Raw genomic sequence first — 22,877 nt, 5'->3', positions numbered from 1 at the left:
GAGTTCCTGATAAAAACACTGCGCCAGCGCTTGAGCCTCTTGCGGTCTTTTCGCTGCCGCTCAACACTCAAACACAACCGGAAGACTCTGAAGCAAACCGGCCCTAATCGCGGGGGAAGGTCAACTCAAACAACTTGGCGATGCCAAGGCGCTTTATAGTGTGGCCCCCAGTGGGGGGGCCACACTATTTTCCTTCAGTATTCTTATGCAGTCGGGCGACCGTATCCGCCGCCCCCTGGTGTCTGCATAATAAAAACATCCCCCGGGTTCATGTCGACTCGGTCGTTGCCTTTCAAATGTTTAAGAACACCATCCATACTCTGAACCATATTTTTTCCGGGCTGTCCTGGCTCGCCACCGTTGACCCCAAAGGCGCGAGTGATCCGATGCGACGACAGAACCGTGACCGTCATTGGCGTCAGGAATTTCAGGGTGCGAGTGATGCCATCTCCGCCGGTCCAGTGCCCTGCGCCGCCAGATCCGTACCGAATGGAGAAATTTTCGACCCGCACAGGGAACCGCGCCTCAAGAACTTCGGGATCAGTCATACGGGTGTTGGTCATATGCGAATGAACAGCCGAGCACCCGTTGAACCCATTACCTGCGCCGGTCCCACCGCAAATCGTCTCATAGTTCTGCAGCGCCGCATCCCCGTAGACAAAGTTGTTCATCGTCCCCTGGCTGCCTGCGACCACCCCAAGCGCTCCGTAGAGCGTATCCGCAATCGCCTGGCTGACTTCGGTATTACCGGAGATCACCGCGGCCGGATAGCGTGGATTAATGAAGCTGCCTTCAGGTGCAACAATGTTAATCGGGCGCAAGCACCCCTCATTCATCGGTATGTCACTGCCAACCAAGGTCCGGAACACATAGAGCACGACCGCCCGGCAAATGGCCAAGGGCGCATTGTAGTTAAAGGCGTCCTGTTCGGATGTTCCAGTAAAATCAACTGTCGCAGTACGCGCGGCTTTGTCCACGGTGATCGAGACGTCAATCTTGGCACCGCTGTCCAGCGGATAAGAGAACTGGCAATTCTCCAGCACGCCCAGCACGCGCCGCACGGATTCTTCGGCGTTTGCCTGAACATGCCCCATATAGACCTGCACAACTGCGCGCCCGAATTGTGAAACCGCCTTGCCCAGTTCCTGCGCACCGGTTGCGTTCGCGGCGATCTGTGCGGTCAGGTCGGTGATATTGTCGTCAATGTTCCGACACGGATAGTGACCAGAGGCCAGAAGCGCACGGGTTTCCTCTTCGCGGAAGCTCCCCTTTGACACCAGCTTGAAGTTACGGATCAGCACTCCTTCTTCATCGATATGCTGGCTGTCAGGCGGTGCAGAACCCGGCGTCTTGCCACCGATATCTGCGTGATGCCCGCGTGACGCGACAAAAAAGTCAACCTCGCTGCCACTTTCATCGAACACTGGTGTCACAACCGTAACATCAGGAAGATGCGTTCCCCCGTTGAAGGGATCGTTCATCATAAAGACATCGCCCGGCGCAATTTGGCCTTCGTTCGCTGTTAGAATTGCCTTCACGCTGGCGCTCATCGAACCCAGATGCACCGGCACATGCGGCGCATTGGCAACCAGATCACCTTCACGATCGAAAATGGCGCAGGAAAAGTCGAGCCGTTCCCGAATGTTCACCGAAGCGGATGTCTTTGCGAGCGTTGCACCCATTTGTTCCGCAATAGACATGAAGAGATTATTGAATACCTCCAGCATAATCGGATCAACGGTGGTGCCAATTGCCTCGCGGCGTTCCAGAGCAACTTCACGGCGCAGGACCAATGCGCCGCCCTTGATGCATTCAGCACTCCAGCCGTCTTCTACCACAATGGTACCGGTAGGCTCATTTATGATAACGGGACCGGAAATCTTATTCCCAATACCCAGCCGCGTACGGTCATAGGTTGAGGCCGTGTGATAGCGCGACGCAGACCAAAGACGTGTTTCACCACTTTTACCATCCCCTCCCTTCAACTCTTGAATTTCGGCAGATGCGCCTGACTTCCCAACTGCCTCTACGGTGAGCATATCTGCGATAATGCGCTCCGCATTAGGTCGGAAGCCAAACTGTGCCTCATGCGCGCTCATAAAGTCTTCGATCATCTCCTCTGCCGTGGCAAAAGCAACCGGTAGCGTTGTTTGAGAGCTTCCAGATCTGAGGTAAACGGTCACGTTCAGGTCAATATTGGTTTGCGCCACACCTTGTTGCAAGACCTCCTCGTAGGCGTCCGCTCCCAGCGCATCGATTGCGGCCTGCAGCACGTCCAAATCCCGCACACTGACATCCATCTGACGCTCGCGCATGACGACGATATCGGCAAGCCCCATGCCAAGAGCGGAAAGCACTCCCGCAAACGGGTGGAGGTAGACCGTCTTGATCGCCAGAGCATCTGCAACCAGACAGGCATGCTGCCCTCCTGCCCCACCAAAACAGTTCAGCGTGTAGCCCGTGACGTCATAGCCGCGCGCAACACTGATTTCTTTAATCGCGTTGGCCATGCTGTCCACCGCAATCCGGAGGAAACCTTCAGCCAGCTCTTCGACAGTCTTGGGCGCTTCACCCAACGTATCTGCAATGTCCTGTGCTAGGTCCTCGAACAGTCGCCGCGGCGTCTCAAGGTCCAGCGCCTCGTCACCGTTTGGGCCAAAGACCTTCGGGAAGTTCTGCGGTTGCAGTTTCCCCAGTACAGCGTTGCAGTCTGTAACAGTCAGCGGGCCACCGCGGCGGTAGCACGCGGGCCCGGGATTGGCGCCTGCACTCTCAGGTCCAACCTGTAACCGCCCATCACGATAAGACAAGATCGAGCCACCGCCCGCAGCAACTGTGTGGATATCCATCATAGGTGCCCGCATTCGAACGCCAGCGACCTCGGTCTCGAAACTGCGTTCAAAATGACCGGCGTAGTGGCATACATCGGTAGATGTTCCGCCCATGTCGAAGCCGATCAACCGGTCAAAACCGTCCTGAGCTGCGGTCGCAGCCATGCCTACGACACCACCGGCCGGGCCAGACAGAATAGCGTCCCGCCCATGAAAGAGATCTGCGTCCGTCAACCCTCCATTTGACTGCATGAACATAAGGCGTTCAACCGTCCCCGGCCCGAGCGCGTCGCGAACCCGATTCACATAGCGACGCAGAATCGGTGTCAGATAGGCATCAGTCACGGTTGTGTCTCCGCGTGACACAAGCTTTATAAGCGGGCTGGCCTCGTGGCTGAGCGAGATCTGGTCGAAACCAGCCTCGATCGCCAGCTCGCCAATCTTTTGTTCGTGAGCCGGGTTCTTGTAGCTGTGCAGCAGCGCAATCGCGACGGCTCGATACCCGCTATGATAGGAGCTGACCAAAGCGTCACGAGTCTTTTGTTCGTCGAGCACAGTCAGCACGTTGCCTTCTGCGTCCAGGCGCTCTTCCACCTCGATGACTTCGGAATAGAGAAGTTCCGGAAGCTGAATGTGCAAATCGAACAAATCGGGCCGATTCTGATATCCGATTCTCAACAGATCGCGAAAACCACGCGTAATGAAGAGTACGGTGGGCTCGCCTTTACGCTCCAGCAAGGCGTTTGTCGCGACGGTCGTGCCCATTTTTACAGCACCTATAGTATTCTGTGGCACTGCTTCATTTGGCTTCAGCCCAAGAATCTCGCGTATTCCCTGAACTGCTGCATCTTTATAAAGCTCTGGATTTTCAGATAAAATCTTGTGAGATCGCAACTTTCCATCCGGGGTGCGCGCGACAATGTCAGTGAAGGTCCCCCCACGGTCGATCCAGAAGTCCCACTTTCCATGCGTTTGCTGAGTCATTGTCATCTCCATAACAAAATTCTGTTGCTTTATGTGCAAAACGCTGACATTTTGTCAACGTATGTTAGGGAAGGCTAAAAATTTGCCTCGCCAGGCAATGAGATACCCACACGAATTCAAAATTCGTCCGACAACAGTGGAGACATGAAATGAAACAGATGTATTTTGCGGCGGCCGTATGCGCAGGCCTCGCAACCGCGACGACCGCCGAAACTTGGGACATGGCAACGCCTTACAGCGACGCCACGTTTCACACCCAGAACATAGCGCAGTTTGCCAAAGACGTTGCAGCTGCCACCGATGGCACGATGGAGATTACAGTCCATTCGGCAGGCTCCCTCTTCCCACACGGTGAGATCAAGAACACAGTGCGCTCGGGTCAGATCCCGATGGGTGAGTTCGTTCTCTCCCGCCTCGTCAACGAAGACCCAGCCTTTGGCCTTGACAGCCAGCCTTTTCTTGCAACGAGCTATGATGATGCAGCCCGCCTCTGGAATGTTCAGAAACCTATCGTTACCGAACTGCTCGAAAAGCAGGGGTTGATGCCGCTGTTCTCCGTCCCGTGGCCCGCACAAGGTCTCTATACCAACGGCGAAGTTGTTTCGGTCGAAGACCTGCAGGGTCTCCGCTTTCGCGCCTATAACGCCGCGATTGAGGAAATGGCAACGCTTGCAGGCGCAGCACCGGTTCAGGTTGAGGCACCGAACATACCGCAAGCCTTTGCTACAGGCCAAGTTGACGCAATGATCACCTCGCCATCGACTGGCGCGAACTCAAAGGCATGGGATTTCGTTACCCATTACACGCCCATCAACGCCTGGGTGCCAAAGAATATCGTCGTAGTGAACCAGCGCGCATTCCGTCGTCTTCCGGATGACATCCAAACCGCAGTTCTGGAGGCCGCCAAAGCCGCCGAAGCGCGCGGCTGGGAGATGTCCGCTGCAGAAGCCGCAGCAAAAGTCGATATCATGAAAGAGCACGGCATGGTGATCACAGAACCCTCGGCCGAGTTAACCACGGGCCTTAAACTGATCGGCGACAAGATGCTGGAGACCTGGACGTCCAAAGCCTCTGCATCCGGTCTTTCGGTTCTCGAAGCCTACCAGCAGTAACGCTCAATAGGATCGCCTCTGAAGCGCTGCGCCTGCGAACAGATCCGGCGCCGCCAAAGTGAGGCATCATCGGGGCCCGCACCTGTACCTCCCCGGCAGGTTTGCGGGCCCCATTTCAAAAGGATTCCCAGACATGCGGACCACACTCGACCGTATCTATCAAACGGGGGGCTGGCTTGCTGCGGCAACTATCCTGGCCATCGCGCTCTTGGTCAGCACACAAGTGCTCCTGAACTTGGCGACACGCACGCTCAGCCTGCCCCTGCCCTCCACTATCCCATCGTACGCGGACTTTTCTGGCTTTATGCTGGCAGCAGCAACCTTTCTCGCGATGCCATACACGTTTCGAAGCGGTGGTCACATCCGGGTCGGCCTGATCACGTCCAGGCTGCCGGCAACAGTCCAATTCGTCACCGAAGTCATCGTTCTGATAGGCGCAGCCTGGCTCGTTGGTTTCCTCTGCTTTTACACCGTCAAGCTCGTCGAAGAGAGCCTCCACTTCGGAGACACCTCCCCGGGCATGGTGCCGATCCCGCTGTGGTTTCCACAGTGTTTCATGGCGCTAGGCCTGATCATGCTGTTTATTGCGATCCTGCACACGCTTGTTGAGACAATTCAAAACCGTGGTGTAGTGATCTCTGCAGGGGAGGAAGCATAATGTCTGATCCCATTATTGGCATCTTCCTTCTGACGGTGCTGTTCGCCTTTCTCGCGTCTGGCCTTTGGATCGCACTTGCCCTCTCGGGCGTGGCGGCACTCGCACTGATGCTGTTTTCAAACGCGCCCGTTGGGCTTGTGATGTCTACCACATTCTGGGGCCACAGTCATTCCTGGTCACTGACCGCACTTCCCCTTTTTATTCTCATGGGAGAGATCCTGCTGCGATCGCGGCTCAGCAAAGACATGTTCGACGGGCTTGCTCCCTGGCTGGGCGGGTTGCCCGGGCGCCTTTTGCATGTAAATGTCCTCGGCTGTGCGATCTTTGCGGCGGTGTCTGGGTCCTCCGCAGCAACGGCTGCGACCATCGGTAAGATGTCCATCCCCGAGCTTAAGTCGCGCGGCTACCCCGAAAGCCTGATCTTAGGCACTTTGGCAGGGTCCGCGACACTTGGACTTCTCATCCCGCCGTCGATTATCCTGATCGTCTATGGTGTCGCGACAGAGCAATCTATTGCGCGCCTGTTTATCGCAGGCCTTATCCCTGGCGCTCTGCTGGTCGGGCTGTTTGCTGGATATGTAGCCCTCTGCGCGCTTCGGAACCCTGATCTGATCCCGGTATCAGACATCAAACTACGGTTAACAGAGCGGATTTGGGCGTCCAAAAGCCTGATCCCTGTTGGGTTGCTGATCACGGGTGTTATCGGGGCAATCTATTCCGGCATTGCCTCGCCGACCGATGCTGCGGCACTCGGTGTTCTGCTTTCCATCCTGCTCGCGGTCGTTTCCGGAAGCTTCACAGTGCAGAATTTTCTCGACGCTATGCTCGCGGCCGCCCGCACATCCTGCATGATAGCGTTTATCCTGCTCGGCGCTGCATTTCTCGCGGTTGCGATGGGCTTTACCGGGCTGCCACGCAACCTGGCGACCTGGATCGCGGCGATGGAGCTCTCACCCTACGTCCTGTTGACCGTGCTTACAGTCTTTTTCATCGTTCTCGGGCTCTTTCTGGATGGGATTTCTGTTGTCGTGCTGACAACGTCGATCATCATGCCCATGGTACAGCAGGTGGGTATTGATCCGATCTGGTTTGGAATTTACTTGGTTCTGGTTGTTGAGATGAGCCAGATCACACCGCCAGTCGGCTTCAATCTGTTCGTGATCCAGGGCCTTACCGGAATCGACATTCTGAAGATCGCAAAGGCAGCCATGCCGTTCTTTTTCCTGCTCCTGCTGGCTGTAATCTTGATCACAACATTCCCGGGTATCGTCACCTTTCTTCCCGAAGCAATGAACTGACGCCGCCAATTTAATCCGGGTTGCCTTAAAGAGAAGAGGCAGCCCGGCTGGCCTGATCGTACTGACCGGAAAGTGCGCGCAGATTGGATCCGATCTCGCGCAGGTCATCGCCGGACAAATCCATCCGCGCCAATCCTTCCAACAGACACTGCTCGCGCACGGTCCGGTAGGACTGACACAGTTTCGCACCTGCATCCGATGTTGAGTAGAAGACTTCCTTGCCCCGCTTCTCGGACTGGATCAGCCCGGCTTTGGTAAGCTTACGCAAAGCGTAGTTGACCGTATGAGTGTCCTCGATGTTCAGCAGGAAACAGATGTCATTCAACCGCTTTTCCCGCCCTCGGTGGTTCACGTTGTGCAGAACCAAAATTTCCAAAGGGCTCATTTCGGTATGCCCGCTCGCGGCCATGCACTTCACCATCCATCTAGAGAACGCATTGTGCGCAATGATCAGTCCGAACTCCAGTTCGGAGGCTTCCCAACCTTCGCCTTCAGCAAGGTGACGAGAAGACACGATCCTCCTGCTATGTGCTTCGCTCACGGTCGATCCCCTCATCAGAATAATAATTTACCGACGTTATGCCGGCATAACTCGCACCATTAATACGTGATCTGAAGCCACCAATCCAGACATATTATCAACGATGCTAGGGTCAGGACTCATAGCCAATAGATAACGAGTGCTGCGAGGGCGATTGCGGACAGGAAGACCTTCGGGCACCTGTCGTATCGGATTGCCACACGCCGCCAATCCTTCAACCTTCCGAACATGATCTCGATCCGGTTGCGCCGTTTGTAGCGACGCTTGTCGTATTTCACCGGTTTCTTCCGCTGCTTCCGGCCAGGGATGCAAGCTCGTATCCCTTTGTCTTGCAACGCTTCTCGGAACCAGTCGGCGTCATAACCGCGATCCCCAAGCAGCCAATTAACCTTCGGAAGGCTGCTGAGCAATGCCCGCGCGCCGATATAATCGCTGACCTGTCCTGCCGTGACGAACAGATTGAGAGGGCGTCCTTGACTGTCGCAGATGGCGTGCAGTTTGGTATTCATGCCGCCCTTGGTCCGGCCGATCAGGCGTCCACGCCCCCCTTTTTCGCGGCCATACTGGTCGCCGTTCGGTGGGCCTTCAAGTACGTGGCGTCGATCATGACGGTCTTTTCTTCGACGTGCTCGGCAGCCAGACCCGCCATCATCCGGGCAAAAACACCCTTATCACTCCACCGCTTCCAGCGGTTGTACAACGTCTTGTGCGGCCCATAGACAGTGGGGGCGTCGCGCCAACGCAAGCCATTGCGATTAATAAAGATAATACCGCTCAGCACGCGCCTATCATCAACACGTGGCTTGCCGTGGGACTTGGGAAAGAAGGGCTCAAGACGCGCCATCTGCGCATCCGTCAGCCAGAATAGATCAGACATGTTCACCGCTCGATTTTCGACCCGTGAATCACGTAGCCAAGCGGAAATCAATGGGTCCAGACCCTAGAGATTGTGGCTCTCGACCGGGCATCTTTTCGCTCGGCCATTCTTGAGCAGGCCACGGAAATCTGTCGCGTTGAAAAACCACAATATGCGTTCTTTGCAGGAGAGCTTTTGAACGCACGAGAGTTGCGCGCGTTTTTTCGTGGCGATTTGGCGCTCGGCAATCGACATCATTCAAGCATAGGGTATTGGCGTGAACACGAGTGACACTTCCCGTGCACTGTCGTTTGACGCAGGCCAAGCATTTCGGCCATTGCCTTCCCCTAGAGTTCGAGCAGATGCAGCAAATGTCGAGAAAGCGGGAAACGGGTGCAGCATCCAAACAGGGTGTCGAGCGACCGGTATAGGCCGCCCTTGCGAACGGCCCAAATGGTTTAGATTTCAATACCTTCCGCGACGGTCAAAGCATCTTCAAGCACAATGCCAAGGTACCTGACCGTGCTGTCAATCTCAGTATGCCCAACAGGAGTTGGACGACCCGAAAGTTGTCGGGTAAAGCGTTGCATGCGACAAGCCCGGACGGGCGAAGGATTGCCGAGCGCCACCATTGGGTGAACGGGAGTGACGTCCGCCTAGCCGTGGCCTGGAAGACTTGAAGGGCCAGGCAACAGCCATTGTTCCGCACAGGTTCCACTTGCCACGCGAGGTAGCGACGTCGAAGCCAGTCAAAACAAAGCCCCCAAAAGCTTGTGGATTGGAGGCTTTATGTTTTGCCATTTAATTCCTTCGCATCCAATCTCTGAGCGCGCGGCCGATGGCATCGGGCTGATCTTCCTGGATGAAATGCAACCCCTGGCCAACAAAGCTGGTTTCCAGGTTTTCTATCAGGCCCGTGTAGTAGGGTACGGCCTGAGGCGGCACCAGAACCCCGGGTTCTGCGTAGGTCAGCAGCACCGGCATGCCGGTCTCACCCATAAACGCTTGAATCAGGTTCATAAGCTCTACATTGCTCGCAGGCTCCCCGCCGATAGGGACTTCGCGCGGCCACATCCAAGTCGGGAGGCGGTCGGCCTCTTCCAGATAGGGGGCGGCATAGGCGGCTGTGGCGGTCTCACCAAGAGAACGGTTGACCATCGCAGGCAGGATCTGGTTCACGAAACTGTTCTCAACAATGATCATCTGGCGACCCATTTCAGGGTCACGCATCGCGCGGAACATATTACCGAATTCTTCCCCCATGGCCTCGTAGCTGGATTGCGGAAAGGCTGGAGGCAGGACACCCTCCATGAAGGCCAGCCGCACGACTCTGTCCGGATTGCGGCGCGCGAAGTCCCAGGCTAGCGCCGCGCCCCAGTCGTGCCCGACCAGTGTGATATCCGTCAGACCCAGCGCCTCGACAAAGCCGTCCAGATAACGCGCGTGATCGGCAAAATCATAGGTGATCTCTGGCTTGCCAGAGTTGCCCATACCAATCAGGTCCAATGCAATCGCCCGATTGGTGTCGGCAACAAAGGGCATCACATTGCGCCACAGATAGGACGAGGTCGGGTTGCCATGAATGAACAAGACGGGCGCACCGGCGCCGACCTCAAGGTATGACATTGTACTGTCGAGCACGTCGACCGACTGTCGCGGCAGTTCGGTTTCTTCGGCAACGACCGGAAAAGGAAGCTTGTAATCCAGGGCCCGTGCTGCAAACGGGCTGGCCAGGCCAACCGCGACACAAAGCGCGAGTTTAAGCGATTTCATAGGTGTATCCTTGATTGGGGGGCTGTCCGGGGTGCGAACAGTGGCTGGGTTTTGCTGATCTGCTTACCGGTCTGTCGTCATCCAGAACTGGGTTTGCGACATGTTGAAGATCGAGTCCCGCAGCGGCACATGCTGCAGGTAGTTTGGGTCTGAGAAAATGCCCGAAAACGGGTCGGCAACCTCCAGTTCCCACAACTGCACGATGTTGGGCGTCACATCCGGGTGCCCCTGCATCTTATTTTGGACCTCCAGTACGCGAACACGTTTGATGCCGTGCGTTTCGATGATGGGGATTACCTTGTCGAAGTAGCCCTGCGCATCTTCATAGGTCTTGCCCTCGTTCAGGGTCAGGACGTCCACCAACATTGGGCTGTTCTCGGCCCATGCCAGGGTCGCGGTTAGGGCCATCGTGGCAAAGCTGACGGCGGCGGCGAGATTTTTAAACATAGTATTCTCCTCTCCCCGGTGCGGAAACCTGGGCGTGGATCGGAATTGGAAATTCAGACGAAGCGCGATGTCAGGATGATCGAGGCATTATCCAGATCGAAAATCGTATCGCGCAGCGGGACATGGGATTGATATTCGGGATCCGAGGCCATGCCCTGCATCGAGCTTTCCGGGTCGTCGGTCTCAAACAGATTCACCAGGTTGGCTGTTTGCGTGCCGCGCAGCACCTTGTGAGCCTCCAACGGTTCGTTCAGCCGGGTCAAGCCATGACGTTCCATAGCTGGTTTCACCTTGTCGAAATAGGACATGGCATCGGCGACGGATTTTCCCTTTTTCAAGGGCAGAATATCGACCAAAACATAGGTCATTCGTATCTCTCCTCATTCTCCCTCCACAGGTCGGAGGGTGTGATCTAATCCGGGCTATTGCCCGATGATCGGAAAGATATTAGTCACATTACAGGCTCTCAATTACTTCTATTGAGACACTGTGGAACACTCATGAGACAATATGACTGGAACGATTTAAAGCTCTTCTTGCTGTTTTTGCGCAGCGGTTCGACCCGTCGCGCGGGTGCGATGACGGGGGTCAGCCATTCCACCGTTGCACGACGTCTGGAAGCTCTCAGCACCCTGGCGGGTGGGCCACTCTTTCAGCGGGTATCTGGTCGGCTTGAAGTCACCGGCATCGGGCAAGACGTGCTGACCGCCGCCCGCGCCATCGAAAGCGAAATCATCGCATTGGATCGTCGCGCGTTTGGACAAAACCGGGAACTCGAAGGCCCGGTGGTTTTGTCCATGGGCGATGTCTTGGCCGTAACGCCGATGCTGAGCATTCTGGCGCGTTTCTGCCAGAGCTACCCAAACATCGACCTGCGGATTATCACCAGCGCCTCACTGTCTGACTTGGACCGGCGCGAAGCCGATCTGGCGCTGCGCTTTTCCCACAGCCCAAGCGACCATCTTGTCGGGCGCAAGCTGACACAAACCGCCCGCGCGATCTATGCCTCCAGAGACTATGTCCGCCGCTTCGGGCCGGACCTTGCAGTCGGTGGCGCAGGCTGGATCAGCTTCAGCCCTGATAGCTCTACCGAAGGCTGGAAAAAAGCCACGCCCTTCGCGAAACTGCCGACCCACTTGCGCATCCTGGACATGCGCGCGCAGCAAAGTTCCTGTCGGGCGGGCGCGGGCATTGTCATGTTGCCTTGTATGCTGTGCGACCCCGATCCCGAGCTGGTGCGGATCACCGAGCCTGAGTTTGTACCACGTCAGGACCTATGGCTGTTGCGCCATGCCGAGCTGCGCGACAACGTTCGGGTCCGCGCATTGAGTGATCATATCGTTGGTGAACTGCCCGACCTCCTGCCCCTTTTGCGCGGCGAAACGGCGGATACTTTTGGACAGGACGCACGTGCTTGAGAATGCCTCGTGAGCAGTAGCTTAGCTGATCTGTCGCAATCCTTCGTTGGCGGCATCCAGGATCTCTCTGGCTTTCGCGGGATCCTCGGTAAAACGTGCGATCGTGATCGCGCCGACGATCAGCGCCAGCTTCTTATATCCCTCTTGGATACCTTTATCGCCCTGCAACAAGGCGGCTACCCTGTCCGTTGCATTGGCGATTTCGGCCTTTAGGGGTCCATCCGCGCGGGCCAGTTCGGACCCGAGAGCCGCCATGGGACATCCATGGCGGGGGGTGTTGAGATGTTCTTCGGACAGGTAGGTCTTGAGATAAGTTGCGCGGGCAGCATCACGTTCTGCGCCTTCGGGTGCGGCCTCTATGTTGCCAACTGCCCCATCAACGGACCTGGCTAACGCGGCGGTTGCCAACTCTTCTTTGCTGGAAAAGTGGCGATAAAACCCGCCATGCGTCATGCCCGCCGCCGCCATAACGTCGGCGAGGCTCAGGTTTTCGATCCCCTTTTCACGAGACAGCTCAGCTGCAGCCTGAAGAATTCTCTCATGAGACTTCTGTTTTTCGACATTGGACACTCTCGGCATCGCGGACCTCGGATCGCAGGTTGACAAATTAGATTTTTGATATCATCTATTTCTTTAGATTACAACGAACATCTAAAGGTGAGCCATGGCGAACGCCCAAAAAATCCTTGTCACATCCGCCGCGGGACGCATTGGGCGCGATGCGGTTCGGTTTTTCCTGGAAAGCGGATTTGAAGTCCGCGCCATGGTGCGACGCCAAGATGGGCGCGCGGATGAGTTCAGCGCGCTTGGCGCTGAGGTCTTTGTGGGCAATCTCTTTGACTTTGGCGATTTGACCACCGCGATGCAGGGCGTCACCCGCGCTTTTCACATTCCGCCCTTTGCACCGCATTTGCTGCACAACACGATGTTGGTGTGCCTCGCCGCACAGGAAGCAAAGCTGGAAGCACTGGTCTTGCTGTCGGGCTGGAACCCAAGCCCAGAACACCCTTCAATGCTGACGCGCGAGCACTGGATCGCCAACAACATCGCGCGCTGGATGCCGGATGTGGGTGTCATCCATCTGAACCCAGGCATTTTTGCGTTCACGTATCTTTTGACCACGCCTGTGACGCGCAAACTCGGCGCGCTTCCGCTGCCCTTTGGCGACGGCGCGAACGCCCCAGTGGCGGAACGTGACATCGCGCGGTGCGGCGTGGCGTTGCTCAAGGATCCGCAACGCTATGTCGGAACGTCGTGGCGACCGACCGGGCCTGCCATGCTGACCGGCGCGGATGTGGCCGAGATCCTGACCGAGGTATTTGGCCGTCGCGTGCGCAACCAGCCCATCTCGTTCAAAATGTTCTCCAAGGCCGCGCGGGCCATGGGGTTTCCTGATTTCGACACCCACAATCTGCGCCACTATGCCGAGGAGATCGCAAATGGTGCCTTCGCCATTGGAGCGCCAACGGATCATGTCGCAAGGCTAACCGGCTCACCCGCGGAGAGCTTCAAAACCACTGCAGAGCGCTACGCGGCAGACGTCCGGCGCTTGGCGCCGAATGTCTCTGATGCCTCTACCTTTGGGGCCATGGCGTTCATGGTCAAAATGCTGCTGACCCGCGCCCCCACCTTCAAAGACCTGTCCCAATACGAAGCCAATGCGCAGCTCAGCGCGCCCAAAGGCGGGCATGAAAACCCCAACTGGCAGGATGCGGCGCGTCGCGACCAGTTGATGCTCTTGAATGGCCCCAGCCCGACCCAAGCGCTTGCCCCCTTCAAAACTGCCTAATTCCATCATCAGGAAAGAAACAACATGACAGCTACAACCCTATTGCTTGATCGCAACTCCCGCTTTTCGGAAGGATTTGACAGCGGCGATATGCCGGCATTTCCCAAGCTGGGCACGATGATCCTGACCTGCATCGACGCGCGCGTTGATCCGGCCCATGTTCTTGGTCTGGAGCTTGGCGACTGCGTGGTCTTTCGCAACAACGGCGGCCGGGTCACGCAAAATTTCGTCGACGAGGTCACGGCGCTTGCCTTCATGGTCGCAAAGATGAGCGGCGCCATGGAGGCGGCGTTCGATATTGTTCTGATGCAACATACTAAATGCGGCGCGCAGAGCTTTGCGGACCCGCAGTTCCAGGCGCTGATCAAGCAGCGCACGGGCGTTGATGTCACCCCCAACGCCATCACGGACCAGCGCAGCGATCTGTTGGCGGATATCCGCACCCTACGCGATGCACCGCATATCCCGGGCGGTATTAGTGTCGCCGCAATGCTTTACGACGTCGAAACCGGTATCGCGCAGGAAGTCGCCCCCCCGACACCTTTGGCTGACCTGCGACATTGAGGGGGGAAGCGGAACATGCAAAATTTCTATGTGATCTACGTGCAAATCTTCAGCATTGCGCTGCCGATACTGGCGGTCGCGATCGGGAGCTTCGGCGCCTTCCGAGCAAACCTGACCCCCGCGCAGATCGGGCTGTTCATCGCGGTTTCGGGCGCTGTTTTCGGGTTTTGGTACGCGACGGCCCTCCCCTTGTCAGAAGCGGGTATGTTCAACGTTCCCGTCGTATTTGGGGAACCGCCGGTGGTGCTGATGTATCTCTTCGGCGGCGCGTTCGGGATTTGGGCCCTGGCGTGGCTGACACCGCTTGGCAGACGGCTCAGCGAGGCCACACCTCTGAGCGCCATCGCGGCGTTTCAGATCCCCGGACTGATGGGGGGGCCTCTTTGTGGTTGGTTGGTTGGCCAGGGATCTGCCCGCCTTGTTTGCACTCCCCGCCGGGTTGGGTGATATCCTTGCCGGGATTGCGGGCTGGCAGGCCAGCCGGGCGTTGGCAATGGGTGCGCCAAATGCCCATCGGCTGTTATGGCGCGCGACAGTTATCGGGATCGCAGACTTCATTCTGGCGGTTGTTCTAGGGATCCTCACGTCACCCGGGTTTGCGCATCTTTATGCGCTGGACGCTCCGAATATTATCAATGATCACCCTCTGGCGATGTTTCCTGCCTATTTCGTGCCGATCTTTCTTGGGTTTCATTTCATCGCGATCTCCCGCCTGCGCCGGGATCGCGATCAAGGAATGATGGCGCATGCCGGACTTTGACCTTGACCAATCCCTATACCCGTTCACCTCACGGTGGGTCACGTTGGGCGATGGCACGCGGATGCACTATGTCGACGAGGGAACCGGACCCGTCTTGCTGCTGTTGCATGGAAACCCGGCGTGGTCGTTTTTGTATCGCAACATCATTTTGGGCCTGCGAGGACGCTTCCGTTGTATCGCACCTGACCTGCCGGGTTTCGGGCTTTCCCAGGCCCGAGCGGGATTTGGATACACGGCCAAGGAACAGGCCGATGTCATTGTCGACTTTGTCGATCAGCTCGGTCTGAAAGGCATTGGTGTCATGATGCAGGATTGGGGCGGTCCGATCGGTTTGCATTTGACGCAAACGCGCCCCCAATCCGTGGAACGTCTGATCATTGGCAATACATTTGGATGGCCGTTGAAACGGCGCGGCCCGCGCGTATTTTCATCGATCATGGGGGGTTGGGCGGGCCGAATGGGCGCAAAACACTTCAATGGGGTGCTGTTGTGGTTCTTCAGAATGGGTGTCACGAAACCTCTTCGGAAAGAAGTTTGGGATATGTACCAGGCACCTTTTAAACAGCGTAAGAAGCGTGCTCCAACGCACATTTTCCCCAAGCAACCCACAGAGGCGGATGAATTCCTTCAGAGGATTGAAGAAGGATTGTCGGCCATCTCTAACAGGCCTGCGCTGATCTTGTGGGGGGATAAGGATTTCGCGTTCAACGGAGACGAGCGCGGCAGGTTTGAAACGGCTTTCCCATACCACCTGTCGATAACGCTCAAAGGTGCAGGACACTTCATCCAGGAAGACGCCCCCGATGCGATCAACAAGGCCGTCTTGGATTGGTATGGTTACTCAGAATAATCCTCGACGCAGAACATCACCTAGGGTCAGGACTCATAGCCAATAGATAACGAGTGCTGCGAGGGCGATTGCGGACAGGAAGACCTTCGGGCACCTGTCGTATCGGATTGCCACACGCCGCCAATCCTTCAACCTTCCGAACATGATCTCGATCCGGTTGCGCCGTTTGTAGCGACGCTTGTCGTATTTCACCGGTTTCTTCCGCTGCTTCCGGCCAGGGATGCAAGCTCGTATCCCTTTGTCTTGCAACGCTTCTCGGAACCAGTCGGCGTCATAACCGCGATCCCCAAGCAGCCAATTAACCTTCGGAAGGCTTCTGAGCAATGCCCGCGCGCCGATATAATCGCTGACCTGTCCTGCCGTGACGAACAGATTGAGAGGGCGTCCTTGACTGTCGCGGATGGCGTGCAGTTTGGTATTCATGCCGCCCTTGGTCCGGCCGATCAGGCGTCCACGCCCCCCTTTTTCGCGGCCATACTGGTCGCCGTTCGGTGGGCCTTCAAGTACGTGGCGTCGATCATGACGGTCTTTTCTTCGACGTGCTCGGCAGCCAGACCCGCCATCATCCGGGCAAAAACACCCTTATCACTCCACCGCTTCCAGCGGTTGTACAACGTCTTGTGCGGCCCATAGACAGTGGGGGCGTCGCGCCAACGCAAGCCATTGCGATTAATAAAGATAATACCGCTCAGCACGCGCCTATCATCAACACGTGGCTTGCCGTGGGACTTGGGAAAGAAGGGCTCAAGACGCGCCATCTGCGCATCCGTCAGCCAGAATAGATCAGACATGTTCACCGCTCGATTTTCGACCTGTGAATCACGTAGCCAAGCGGAAATCAATGGGTCCAGACCCTAAGCGCGACCTCCGCGCCCACGAGGACGCACAGGCGCTCTCAGGCCCCGTGATCTTCGACCGGGGCATTCCCGACATAATGGGCTACCTGACCCTCTGCGGCCTCCCCGTGCCACCCCACGTCGCTGCAGCGGCCAAGGCAGCCCGCTACAACGCCCGCGTCTTCCTGACACCCTACTGGGATGAGATCTTCACGCAGGATACCGAGCGTACGCAGACCCGTGCCGAGGCCGAAGCAACCTACATCGTCATGCGCGAGACCTACACCGCCCTCGGATACGAAATCACGGAGCTGCCGCGCGCCGACATTGTAACACGCGCCGACTTTGTCTGTAAGCAACTGGCAAATTGACCGTCATCTCTAGATGCCGTGGCGAAACTGCTGAAGCAGACAAACCGCATGGTCCCTCCGGCCTCCCGCTGCCCGACACTCACGGCCTATTCAGTTGAAAAACTCGCCGATTTGAATGCTCGGTTTTGATCTCGATATCTGCACAGCCGAGACCTTGATCATATGGCGGGTGTTGTTTGGGGAGCCGTGATGAGCTTTGCGAGTTTTCTGAGGTTCTGGGCGGTGGCGGCGAGGTGGAATTCGTCGCGTGCGCCGCATGGACCACGTAATCGGAGGCGTCCGAGACCGAGGATGCGTTTGAGGTGGGCAAACAGCATCTCGACCTTCTTCCTGAGCTTGCAAGAGATCGCGTATTGGGTGGTTTGGGCGATGGCGCGCGCCACGTCTCGGGATGGTTCGTGGACCGACCGTGTTACCTTGCGCCGCGGCTCTTTCGGGCAGCATCGGCTTTTCAGGTTGCAGGCGTCGCAGTCGGATCTGCGGGCACGATAACGAAGGATGCCGTCCTTGTCCGGTTTCGGTTCCCTCGGCTTTGTGAAGGCCCGGCGGTATTGTTTGAGTTCCTTGCCACCTGGACAGATGTACGCGTCATTCTCAGTGTCATAGGTGAAGTCGGCTCGCTCGAAGGTCCCGTCGTTGCGACCGGATTTATCGATAACCGGGATATGCGGAGCAATGCCATGATCGACAAGCCAGCCAAGCATGGGTCCCGAACCATAAGCCGTGTCTGCGATCAACCGTTCCGGCTTGAGATCATGGCGCTGGTGCACCCGACTAACCATGGTTCGGGTAGCACCGACCTCAGCCTGTCGGATAGACCGAGTTGCTTCAACATCCAGGATCACACCGTTGTCGGTGTCGATCAGATAGTTGGCGGAACAGGCAAAATAGGCGGGTCCACCCCGTGCCCCTGTCCATTGCGAGGCTGGATCGGAATGTGAGGTGAACTTCGGCTTCACCGGGCTTGCAGCACCAAAGGCGGCTTCATCCAACGTCTCTAGGTATTCCCTGACGGCGCGGGGTGCATCTTCAGGGACGATCTTCTCAGGTGCCCAATCCCGCTGCGGTGAGGAGTTCTGCCGATTGGCATCAGCCTGGATCAGGCTGGCGTCAGCTGCGAAACGCTGCCCACTGGCCAACCCTTCCTCGATACAGCGCGTAACAACCGTCTCGAACAAATGCCGCAAAAGGTCACTGTCTCGGAAACGGCCGTGCCGGTTCTTCGAGAAGGTCGAATGGTCCGGCACCGGATCAGTGAGATCGAGGCGGCAAAACCAGCGGTACGCGAGGTTGAGATGCACCTCGTCACAGAGCCGACGCTCAGATCGAATGCCCATCACGTAGCCCACCAGCAGCATCCGGATCATCAGTTCCGGATCAACTGACGGTCTGCCCGTTGAGCTATAGAAGGGGGCAAGGTGTCCCCGGATGCCTGAAAGTTCGACGAACCGGTCTATGCCACGGAGAATGTGATCCTGAGGAACATGGTCCTCAATCGAGAACTCGTAGAACAACGCTCCCTGCGCTTCCTGCCTCGGCCCCATCATCGCGGTCAATCTCCTGCAACGTCGCAAGAATTGAATCAGTCAATCCAGCACCAAACAAGAAGAGTTTTTCAACAGAATAAGCCCAAAGCGGTCACTCAACCCATCCACCGGATGCTGCGGTCGCAGCCCGCTTAACGGTCATTCGCTGCGATAGCGAAATTTCGAGGTCGGAGAATGGGAAAGATGCGGACGAAGCCGTCATTCACAAATCACAATGGAAGATCAACTTGTCTACATGTGGGCAGCTTCGCTTGCGCAGGCAAGAAACTCCACTCCAAGGCAACCAATTTTTTCAAAAGCCAATTTCAGTTCGTTTGACATAAACACTTGATGTTGCACCATGTCGTCCCGCCACAGGTGGTGCCCCTCTGCTGCCTTTTCGTCAACTACACAAGTTTTGGGGGTCAATGATCGAAGAAAAATAAAATCAAGCCCATCGGAACGCCGTTTCTTATGGACAACCCGTGACTTATCCAAATCTACGGTTCTACATTTCTTATGGACATTAACAAAGCAGTATCGCCTTTTGATACGCTCCTGGCTCCCGAAAGACCACAGATTTGGTATCGGAATAATGTCGTGCTGTCCCGGTTCCAGCTTCTCTATAATCTCCGCCATTTCAGAACTCATTACGATATTGGAGTCGTCAAAACTTTGGAAACAGTCCGGGAGTTTACCCACAACCTCACGCGCTATGGCCCAGTGTTCATCTATAAAAGCGCGGTCCTCCTTTCTGAGCGGCGAGGGATTTATTTTGTCTAAATCTATAAATGCAACGCCAGAGCCCGGACCAGGCTCCTTCGTCGGGTCCTTGCCCCACCAGAGGCCGGTCCTGAAGTCGTTGCCCGCATATCTAATTGGTCGCCAAATCATAAACTTGCCTCTTCTCAGTGCTTGATGTGCTTGCATACTATATATGATTTTTTCATGGCCCTACTTTCTATACAGACAAACACACATCAGTCTAAGCTGCCATTCGTTAACGGCACAGCATCGGTCAAAGTGGGCTCGCAGCCGCCTTGCGGCGGTGCGGCAGCACTGTTGCAGCAAAACAGCGCTGGATCCTACCCGCCTGATGACGCCAGCCAGCCCAAAGCGGTCCCTCACATGACGTGCTTCGCGCTCAACGCTGCATCTGCGAGATTTGAAGGTCAGTTTTCCCGAAAGCAGACACTCAGCGGTTTCAGGCCGCCAATCTGATGCTGCATCCCGCCCCCATGGCAACGATGCGCAGAAAACGCCCTTTGCAAAGTCGGCGGATCTGGCAGTCAACCGGCGGTCACATGCTGCAGGTGCAATGTAAGGAACAGACCTCCGCCGCACGTGCAACCGCCCCCCCCATCATCGAACGGAAGTGATGCGGACAAAACGGCCTTTTGCTCACGCAGCTATTGCTGACGCAGTATTCTCTCGCTCGTGCAGAATGTTCGGCGTTGCCGTGCAGCACAATCACCGAAGCAGTCATTCCAGAGCATCAAATTTGCCAGTACTGCAACTGAGCTTTCGCCGCAGTCTGATCCGACAACTCAGACGCGGACAAAGCTGGCACTGGATGATGGGCTTTCTTTGTTGCGGCATGAACTTAAACTTGGCGTAAGCCTTTGGTTGCGATGTAGCGAATGCCTTCTAGGCAGGCGTTCGTATTACCGCTCCGTTTCCGAGCAACTAATAGTATTGGAGATTAGTCTATCTTGACCTTGAGCAGAGCTAGCGCAAAATGTTGAGAAGAAATTGCGCCAGAAACCTGACAAGGACCCTGGTAGCACGTTTCGAAGTTGGCCCTGATACTAACGCGCGATCACCATGCTATGCGCCCCGCGTGCCACCCGGACAGAATGTGTGGTTTTGATCAGCTGCGTGTTCTCAGTATTTAGTGGATCAGATTGTATGCGCCAGAAATCAATGGAAGACCCGGCGATACGGTCGTCAAAGTGATCGTAATTCGCGACTGCAAGATACTGGCTTGAATTATCAAAGACTGCAGCCTCTGGCAGAATCCCATCATAATTATAGGTGCCGACCAGCGCCATCTGACCGGTCGCCTGGTCCAGGCGCGCCAAAGTGATTGAACTCCACCAAGTGATGCGCCCATCATCATAAGGCAGGTAGCTGCGTTCAAGGTTGGTTGTCGCAACCCATTGGCCATCTGGGGATACCGCCAACCCCTCTGGCGAAACACCGGTTGTAATGCGATCCACAAATGCATGGCGTACTGTGCCGTCATCGAGTGTTTCCGCATTCATACGAACTGTGCTGACCGATCCGACAGGCCCTTCTATCCAGAAACCATCGATATCGGGCCCCCAGTACAGACCATTAACCACCAGATGACGCCCGTCTGGCGTGAAGAACACGCGATAGGGCGCACGCTCGAGATCGACGGCATTCCCAAAACGTTCCAGTGTGAGATCTGTGTTGACCCGTACAAAGATCATCTGTGCTCCGCCGGACCCATCCAGCAACGCGAGCGTGTTCTCGTGAGGGTGCCACGCCATATCAATCAACCGAGACCCAGCGGGCCAATCCGGAATGGTCACCGTGGTGCCTGCTCCCAATGCTCCATTTTCGAACCGATAAAGCATCAAAGGCGTTTCGGTGCCCGCGCCTGCTGGGTTAAAGGAAATCGAAACGAAGTCTCCTGTGCTGTTGAACCGCACGGAGTCCGGCCGCAAGGGGCCTTCAACGACCTGAGAGACAACTGGCGCGCTTGGGGTGCTCAAATCCACGACCGTGATCTTGGTACCAAAGGCCAGATCGCTGAAGGTATGCGCGCCGCTATCATCAGGGCGCGGTGTCCAAGTTTCTATCACGATGGCATGTTTCCCATCAGGTGAAACATCCACTGCGGCGGGCGGCCCTGCGACAGAATTTGACACGGGCACCTCTGCCGCAACCCAGTCACGCGGGTCCCCGGCCAACTCGATAACCGCCAAAGTGTCCACACCCTCGCGTGGTCCTAAATGTCCATTGACATAAGCAGAGGCAACCATGTCGGCGTCTTGCACGGACACCAGATAACGACCCTGAAAACCAAGAACTCCATGCAGGTCCCGAGTGACGGCCTCTTGTGCGACCGAGGTGAGGGTTGTTGCGAAGGTGAGAAACGTTGTTAGTAGTAGATTGCGCATCTTTTCTTCCTAAGAGTTGAGAGATGAGTGTGAGATTTGGTCCGTGAACTGGCGTGCGAAACCGAGCAGTTCCCGGCTGCCAAAAATGAAATTATGTCGTTGGCGAAATCTGGCTCGACCGTGCCCGATGTATCGGGCCGAGACACGACCGATCGGACCACGTTCCCAAAACCAATCTGGCTTGCTGTCCAAATCTATTGTTTTATTCGAATGATTTATCCCCTTCGGTGCCACTAAGACTTGGGTGTGTTGCACAAAGGGGCAGACCGAGAAACTGACAAGCCGGGGCGGTTCAGAATACATGTTCCGTATCTCAGATCAGGCGGTGACCGCCGTCGACCACCAGCGAGGTTCCATTCACAAAGCCATTGTCAATCAGGAACAGCGCGGCTTTCGCCACATCCTCAGGGATGCCGACACGGCCCACAGGCAACGCTTGGGAGAACCCCTGTAGCGCATCCTGTGCGCCTTCTTCCCCCATCAAGCCAGTCCATACGCCCGTTTCAATGATGCCAGGCACAATGGTATTCACACGCAAGGGTGCCAGTTCTAGTGCCCAGACGCGGGCCGAGGCCTCGGTCGCCGCGCCAACCGCTGCAAACATGGTCGAACCCGGAAGGGGCTTCTGGGTCACCGTCCCCGAGAACAATGTGATCGACCCGGTGGGGCGTATGACTTTTGCGGCATGGTGTACACACAGCATCTGGCCCCATTGTTTGGTCTGTAAAATGCTCCAGGCCGCGTCGAAGTCCATGTTAGCGATCGGGGCGAACATGCTCGTGGCTGCGGGCGTAACGAGGTGGTCGAAAGGACCGACGGCAGCAAACAGCCCAGCCACGGCGTCAGAATCCGCCAGATCCATAAGCTGACCGTCAACATCGCCCGACAGATCGGCCAGTGCATTGTCCAGTTTGTCCTGCGTGCGGGCGGTGACGACGACTTTGGCTTCCGTTTTCAGAAGCGCTGCCGCTGTGGCTTTTGCTATTCCACCCGTTATTCCGGTTACGACAACGGTCTGCCCCTTGAGTGATGAAGTCATGCTGTATGTCCTTTGATCCATGCCCGAACTTCGGGTGTGATTCAAAGATACGAGATCACTTGAATTCCCCAATGG

At 56.4% G+C, this 22,877-nt stretch carries 23 protein-coding genes; 11 read left to right on the top strand and 12 right to left on the bottom strand.

All coding sequences use genetic code 11. The features are described 5' to 3' along the window. Positions 1-203: 203 nt before the first annotated feature. On the bottom strand, positions 204-3,815 hold the full coding sequence (locus ACXAEW_RS11855; RefSeq protein ID WP_474941505.1) for a hydantoinase B/oxoprolinase family protein: 3,612 nt from the start codon (positions 3,813-3,815) through the stop codon (positions 204-206). Between the two features lie 149 nt (positions 3,816-3,964). Here ACXAEW_RS11855 and ACXAEW_RS11850 point away from each other — a divergent pair, with 149 nt between their 5' ends. The 3 genes from ACXAEW_RS11850 (at position 3,965) to ACXAEW_RS11840 (ending at position 6,883) form a co-directional block, all read left to right on the top strand. After that, entirely contained in the window at positions 3,965-4,927 is a 963-nt protein-coding gene (locus ACXAEW_RS11850) for a TRAP transporter substrate-binding protein (RefSeq protein WP_474941504.1), read from the top strand. 133 nt (positions 4,928-5,060) lie between these two features. After that, positions 5,061-5,585, top strand: a complete 525-nt coding sequence (locus ACXAEW_RS11845; RefSeq protein ID WP_474941503.1) for a TRAP transporter small permease — start codon at positions 5,061-5,063, stop codon at positions 5,583-5,585. After that, complete coding sequence (locus tag ACXAEW_RS11840) at positions 5,585-6,883, top strand: TRAP transporter large permease (RefSeq protein WP_474941502.1); 1,299 nt, start codon at positions 5,585-5,587, stop codon at positions 6,881-6,883. Before ACXAEW_RS11845 ends, ACXAEW_RS11840 begins: the two co-directional genes overlap by 1 nt. Positions 6,884-6,908: 25 nt before the next feature. On the opposite strand, the gene ACXAEW_RS11835 is transcribed toward ACXAEW_RS11840, so the two are convergent. Continuing rightward, the gene (locus tag ACXAEW_RS11835) at positions 6,909-7,439 is read right to left on the bottom strand and encodes a winged helix DNA-binding protein (protein WP_474941501.1); all 531 of its coding nucleotides are present in this window, start codon (positions 7,437-7,439) and stop codon (positions 6,909-6,911) included. 104 nt (positions 7,440-7,543) lie between these two features. Beyond that, a protein-coding gene (locus ACXAEW_RS11830) for an IS5 family transposase (protein ID WP_474940988.1) occupies positions 7,544-8,301 on the bottom strand; the annotation gives its coding sequence in 2 pieces (ribosomal slippage) (positions 7,544-7,977 and positions 7,977-8,301; 759 coding nt in all). A gap of 72 nt (positions 8,302-8,373) precedes the next feature. Between ACXAEW_RS11830 and ACXAEW_RS11825 the strand changes: the two genes are divergently transcribed. Next, positions 8,374-8,571 (top strand): SIP domain-containing protein, encoded by a 198-nt coding sequence (locus tag ACXAEW_RS11825; RefSeq protein ID WP_474941500.1) that lies wholly within the window; start codon positions 8,374-8,376, stop codon positions 8,569-8,571. 510 nt (positions 8,572-9,081) lie between these two features. Here ACXAEW_RS11825 and ACXAEW_RS11820 read toward each other — a convergent pair. From ACXAEW_RS11820 to ACXAEW_RS11810, 3 genes are all read right to left on the bottom strand, one after another. Beyond that, positions 9,082-10,053, bottom strand: coding sequence for a haloalkane dehalogenase (locus ACXAEW_RS11820; protein WP_474941499.1), 972 nt, complete (start codon positions 10,051-10,053; stop codon positions 9,082-9,084). A 63-nt stretch (positions 10,054-10,116) separates the two neighbouring features. Beyond that, the gene (locus ACXAEW_RS11815; RefSeq protein ID WP_474941498.1) at positions 10,117-10,500 is read right to left on the bottom strand and encodes a hypothetical protein; all 384 of its coding nucleotides are present in this window, start codon (positions 10,498-10,500) and stop codon (positions 10,117-10,119) included. Positions 10,501-10,553: 53 nt separating this feature from the next. Continuing rightward, complete coding sequence (locus ACXAEW_RS11810) at positions 10,554-10,868, bottom strand: DUF1330 domain-containing protein (protein ID WP_474941497.1); 315 nt, start codon at positions 10,866-10,868, stop codon at positions 10,554-10,556. A 132-nt stretch (positions 10,869-11,000) separates the two neighbouring features. Here ACXAEW_RS11810 and ACXAEW_RS11805 point away from each other — a divergent pair, with 132 nt between their 5' ends. Further along, positions 11,001-11,918, top strand: a complete 918-nt coding sequence (locus ACXAEW_RS11805) for a LysR family transcriptional regulator (protein WP_474941496.1) — start codon at positions 11,001-11,003, stop codon at positions 11,916-11,918. Between the two features lie 21 nt (positions 11,919-11,939). On the opposite strand, the gene ACXAEW_RS11800 is transcribed toward ACXAEW_RS11805, so the two are convergent. Further along, positions 11,940-12,497 (bottom strand): TetR/AcrR family transcriptional regulator, encoded by a 558-nt coding sequence (locus tag ACXAEW_RS11800; RefSeq protein ID WP_474941495.1) that lies wholly within the window; start codon positions 12,495-12,497, stop codon positions 11,940-11,942. An 85-nt stretch (positions 12,498-12,582) separates the two neighbouring features. On the opposite strand from ACXAEW_RS11800, the gene ACXAEW_RS11795 reads away from it, so the two are divergent. The 5 genes from ACXAEW_RS11795 to ACXAEW_RS11775 are packed head-to-tail and all read left to right on the top strand — an operon-like array spanning position 12,583 to position 15,881. Next, complete coding sequence (locus ACXAEW_RS11795; protein ID WP_474941494.1) at positions 12,583-13,707, top strand: NmrA family NAD(P)-binding protein; 1,125 nt, start codon at positions 12,583-12,585, stop codon at positions 13,705-13,707. 24 nt (positions 13,708-13,731) lie between these two features. Continuing rightward, positions 13,732-14,271 (top strand): carbonic anhydrase, encoded by a 540-nt coding sequence (locus tag ACXAEW_RS11790; protein ID WP_474941493.1) that lies wholly within the window; start codon positions 13,732-13,734, stop codon positions 14,269-14,271. A gap of 15 nt (positions 14,272-14,286) precedes the next feature. After that, complete coding sequence (locus ACXAEW_RS11785; protein ID WP_474941492.1) at positions 14,287-14,718, top strand: hypothetical protein; 432 nt, start codon at positions 14,287-14,289, stop codon at positions 14,716-14,718. Then, entirely contained in the window at positions 14,690-15,031 is a 342-nt protein-coding gene (locus ACXAEW_RS11780) for a hypothetical protein (protein ID WP_474941491.1), read from the top strand. The genes ACXAEW_RS11785 and ACXAEW_RS11780 overlap by 29 nt, the downstream gene beginning before the upstream one ends. Then, positions 15,018-15,881, top strand: a complete 864-nt coding sequence (locus tag ACXAEW_RS11775; protein ID WP_474941490.1) for an alpha/beta fold hydrolase — start codon at positions 15,018-15,020, stop codon at positions 15,879-15,881. The genes ACXAEW_RS11780 and ACXAEW_RS11775 overlap by 14 nt, the downstream gene beginning before the upstream one ends. A gap of 33 nt (positions 15,882-15,914) precedes the next feature. Here ACXAEW_RS11775 and ACXAEW_RS11770 read toward each other — a convergent pair. Next, positions 15,915-16,672, bottom strand: a protein-coding gene (locus ACXAEW_RS11770) for an IS5 family transposase (protein ID WP_474939587.1) whose coding sequence is annotated in 2 segments (ribosomal slippage) — positions 15,915-16,348 and positions 16,348-16,672 — 759 coding nt in all. Because the reading frame shifts where the segments join, the coding sequence is not laid out codon by codon here. A gap of 50 nt (positions 16,673-16,722) precedes the next feature. On the opposite strand from ACXAEW_RS11770, the gene ACXAEW_RS11765 reads away from it, so the two are divergent. Then, positions 16,723-17,088 carry an AAA family ATPase gene (locus ACXAEW_RS11765; protein ID WP_474941489.1) on the top strand — a complete coding sequence of 122 codons (366 nt, stop codon included), beginning with the start codon at positions 16,723-16,725 and terminating at the stop codon, positions 17,086-17,088. Between the two features lie 158 nt (positions 17,089-17,246). On the opposite strand, the gene ACXAEW_RS11760 is transcribed toward ACXAEW_RS11765, so the two are convergent. The 4 genes from ACXAEW_RS11760 to ACXAEW_RS11745 form a co-directional block, all read right to left on the bottom strand. After that, positions 17,247-18,635, bottom strand: coding sequence for a transposase (locus ACXAEW_RS11760; protein WP_474939882.1), 1,389 nt, complete (start codon positions 18,633-18,635; stop codon positions 17,247-17,249). A gap of 231 nt (positions 18,636-18,866) precedes the next feature. Beyond that, on the bottom strand, positions 18,867-19,508 hold the full coding sequence (locus ACXAEW_RS11755) for an imm11 family protein (protein WP_474941488.1): 642 nt from the start codon (positions 19,506-19,508) through the stop codon (positions 18,867-18,869). A 914-nt stretch (positions 19,509-20,422) separates the two neighbouring features. Beyond that, complete coding sequence (locus tag ACXAEW_RS11750; protein WP_474941487.1) at positions 20,423-21,763, bottom strand: hypothetical protein; 1,341 nt, start codon at positions 21,761-21,763, stop codon at positions 20,423-20,425. A gap of 313 nt (positions 21,764-22,076) precedes the next feature. Beyond that, positions 22,077-22,802, bottom strand: coding sequence for an SDR family oxidoreductase (locus tag ACXAEW_RS11745; RefSeq protein ID WP_474941486.1), 726 nt, complete (start codon positions 22,800-22,802; stop codon positions 22,077-22,079). Positions 22,803-22,877: the final 75 nt, after the last annotated feature.

Source organism: Epibacterium sp. ABZ3_068 (genome assembly GCF_056159265.1).
Note: the sequence above shows the minus strand (reverse complement) of the source record. Positions and strands in the feature narration are given on the sequence as shown.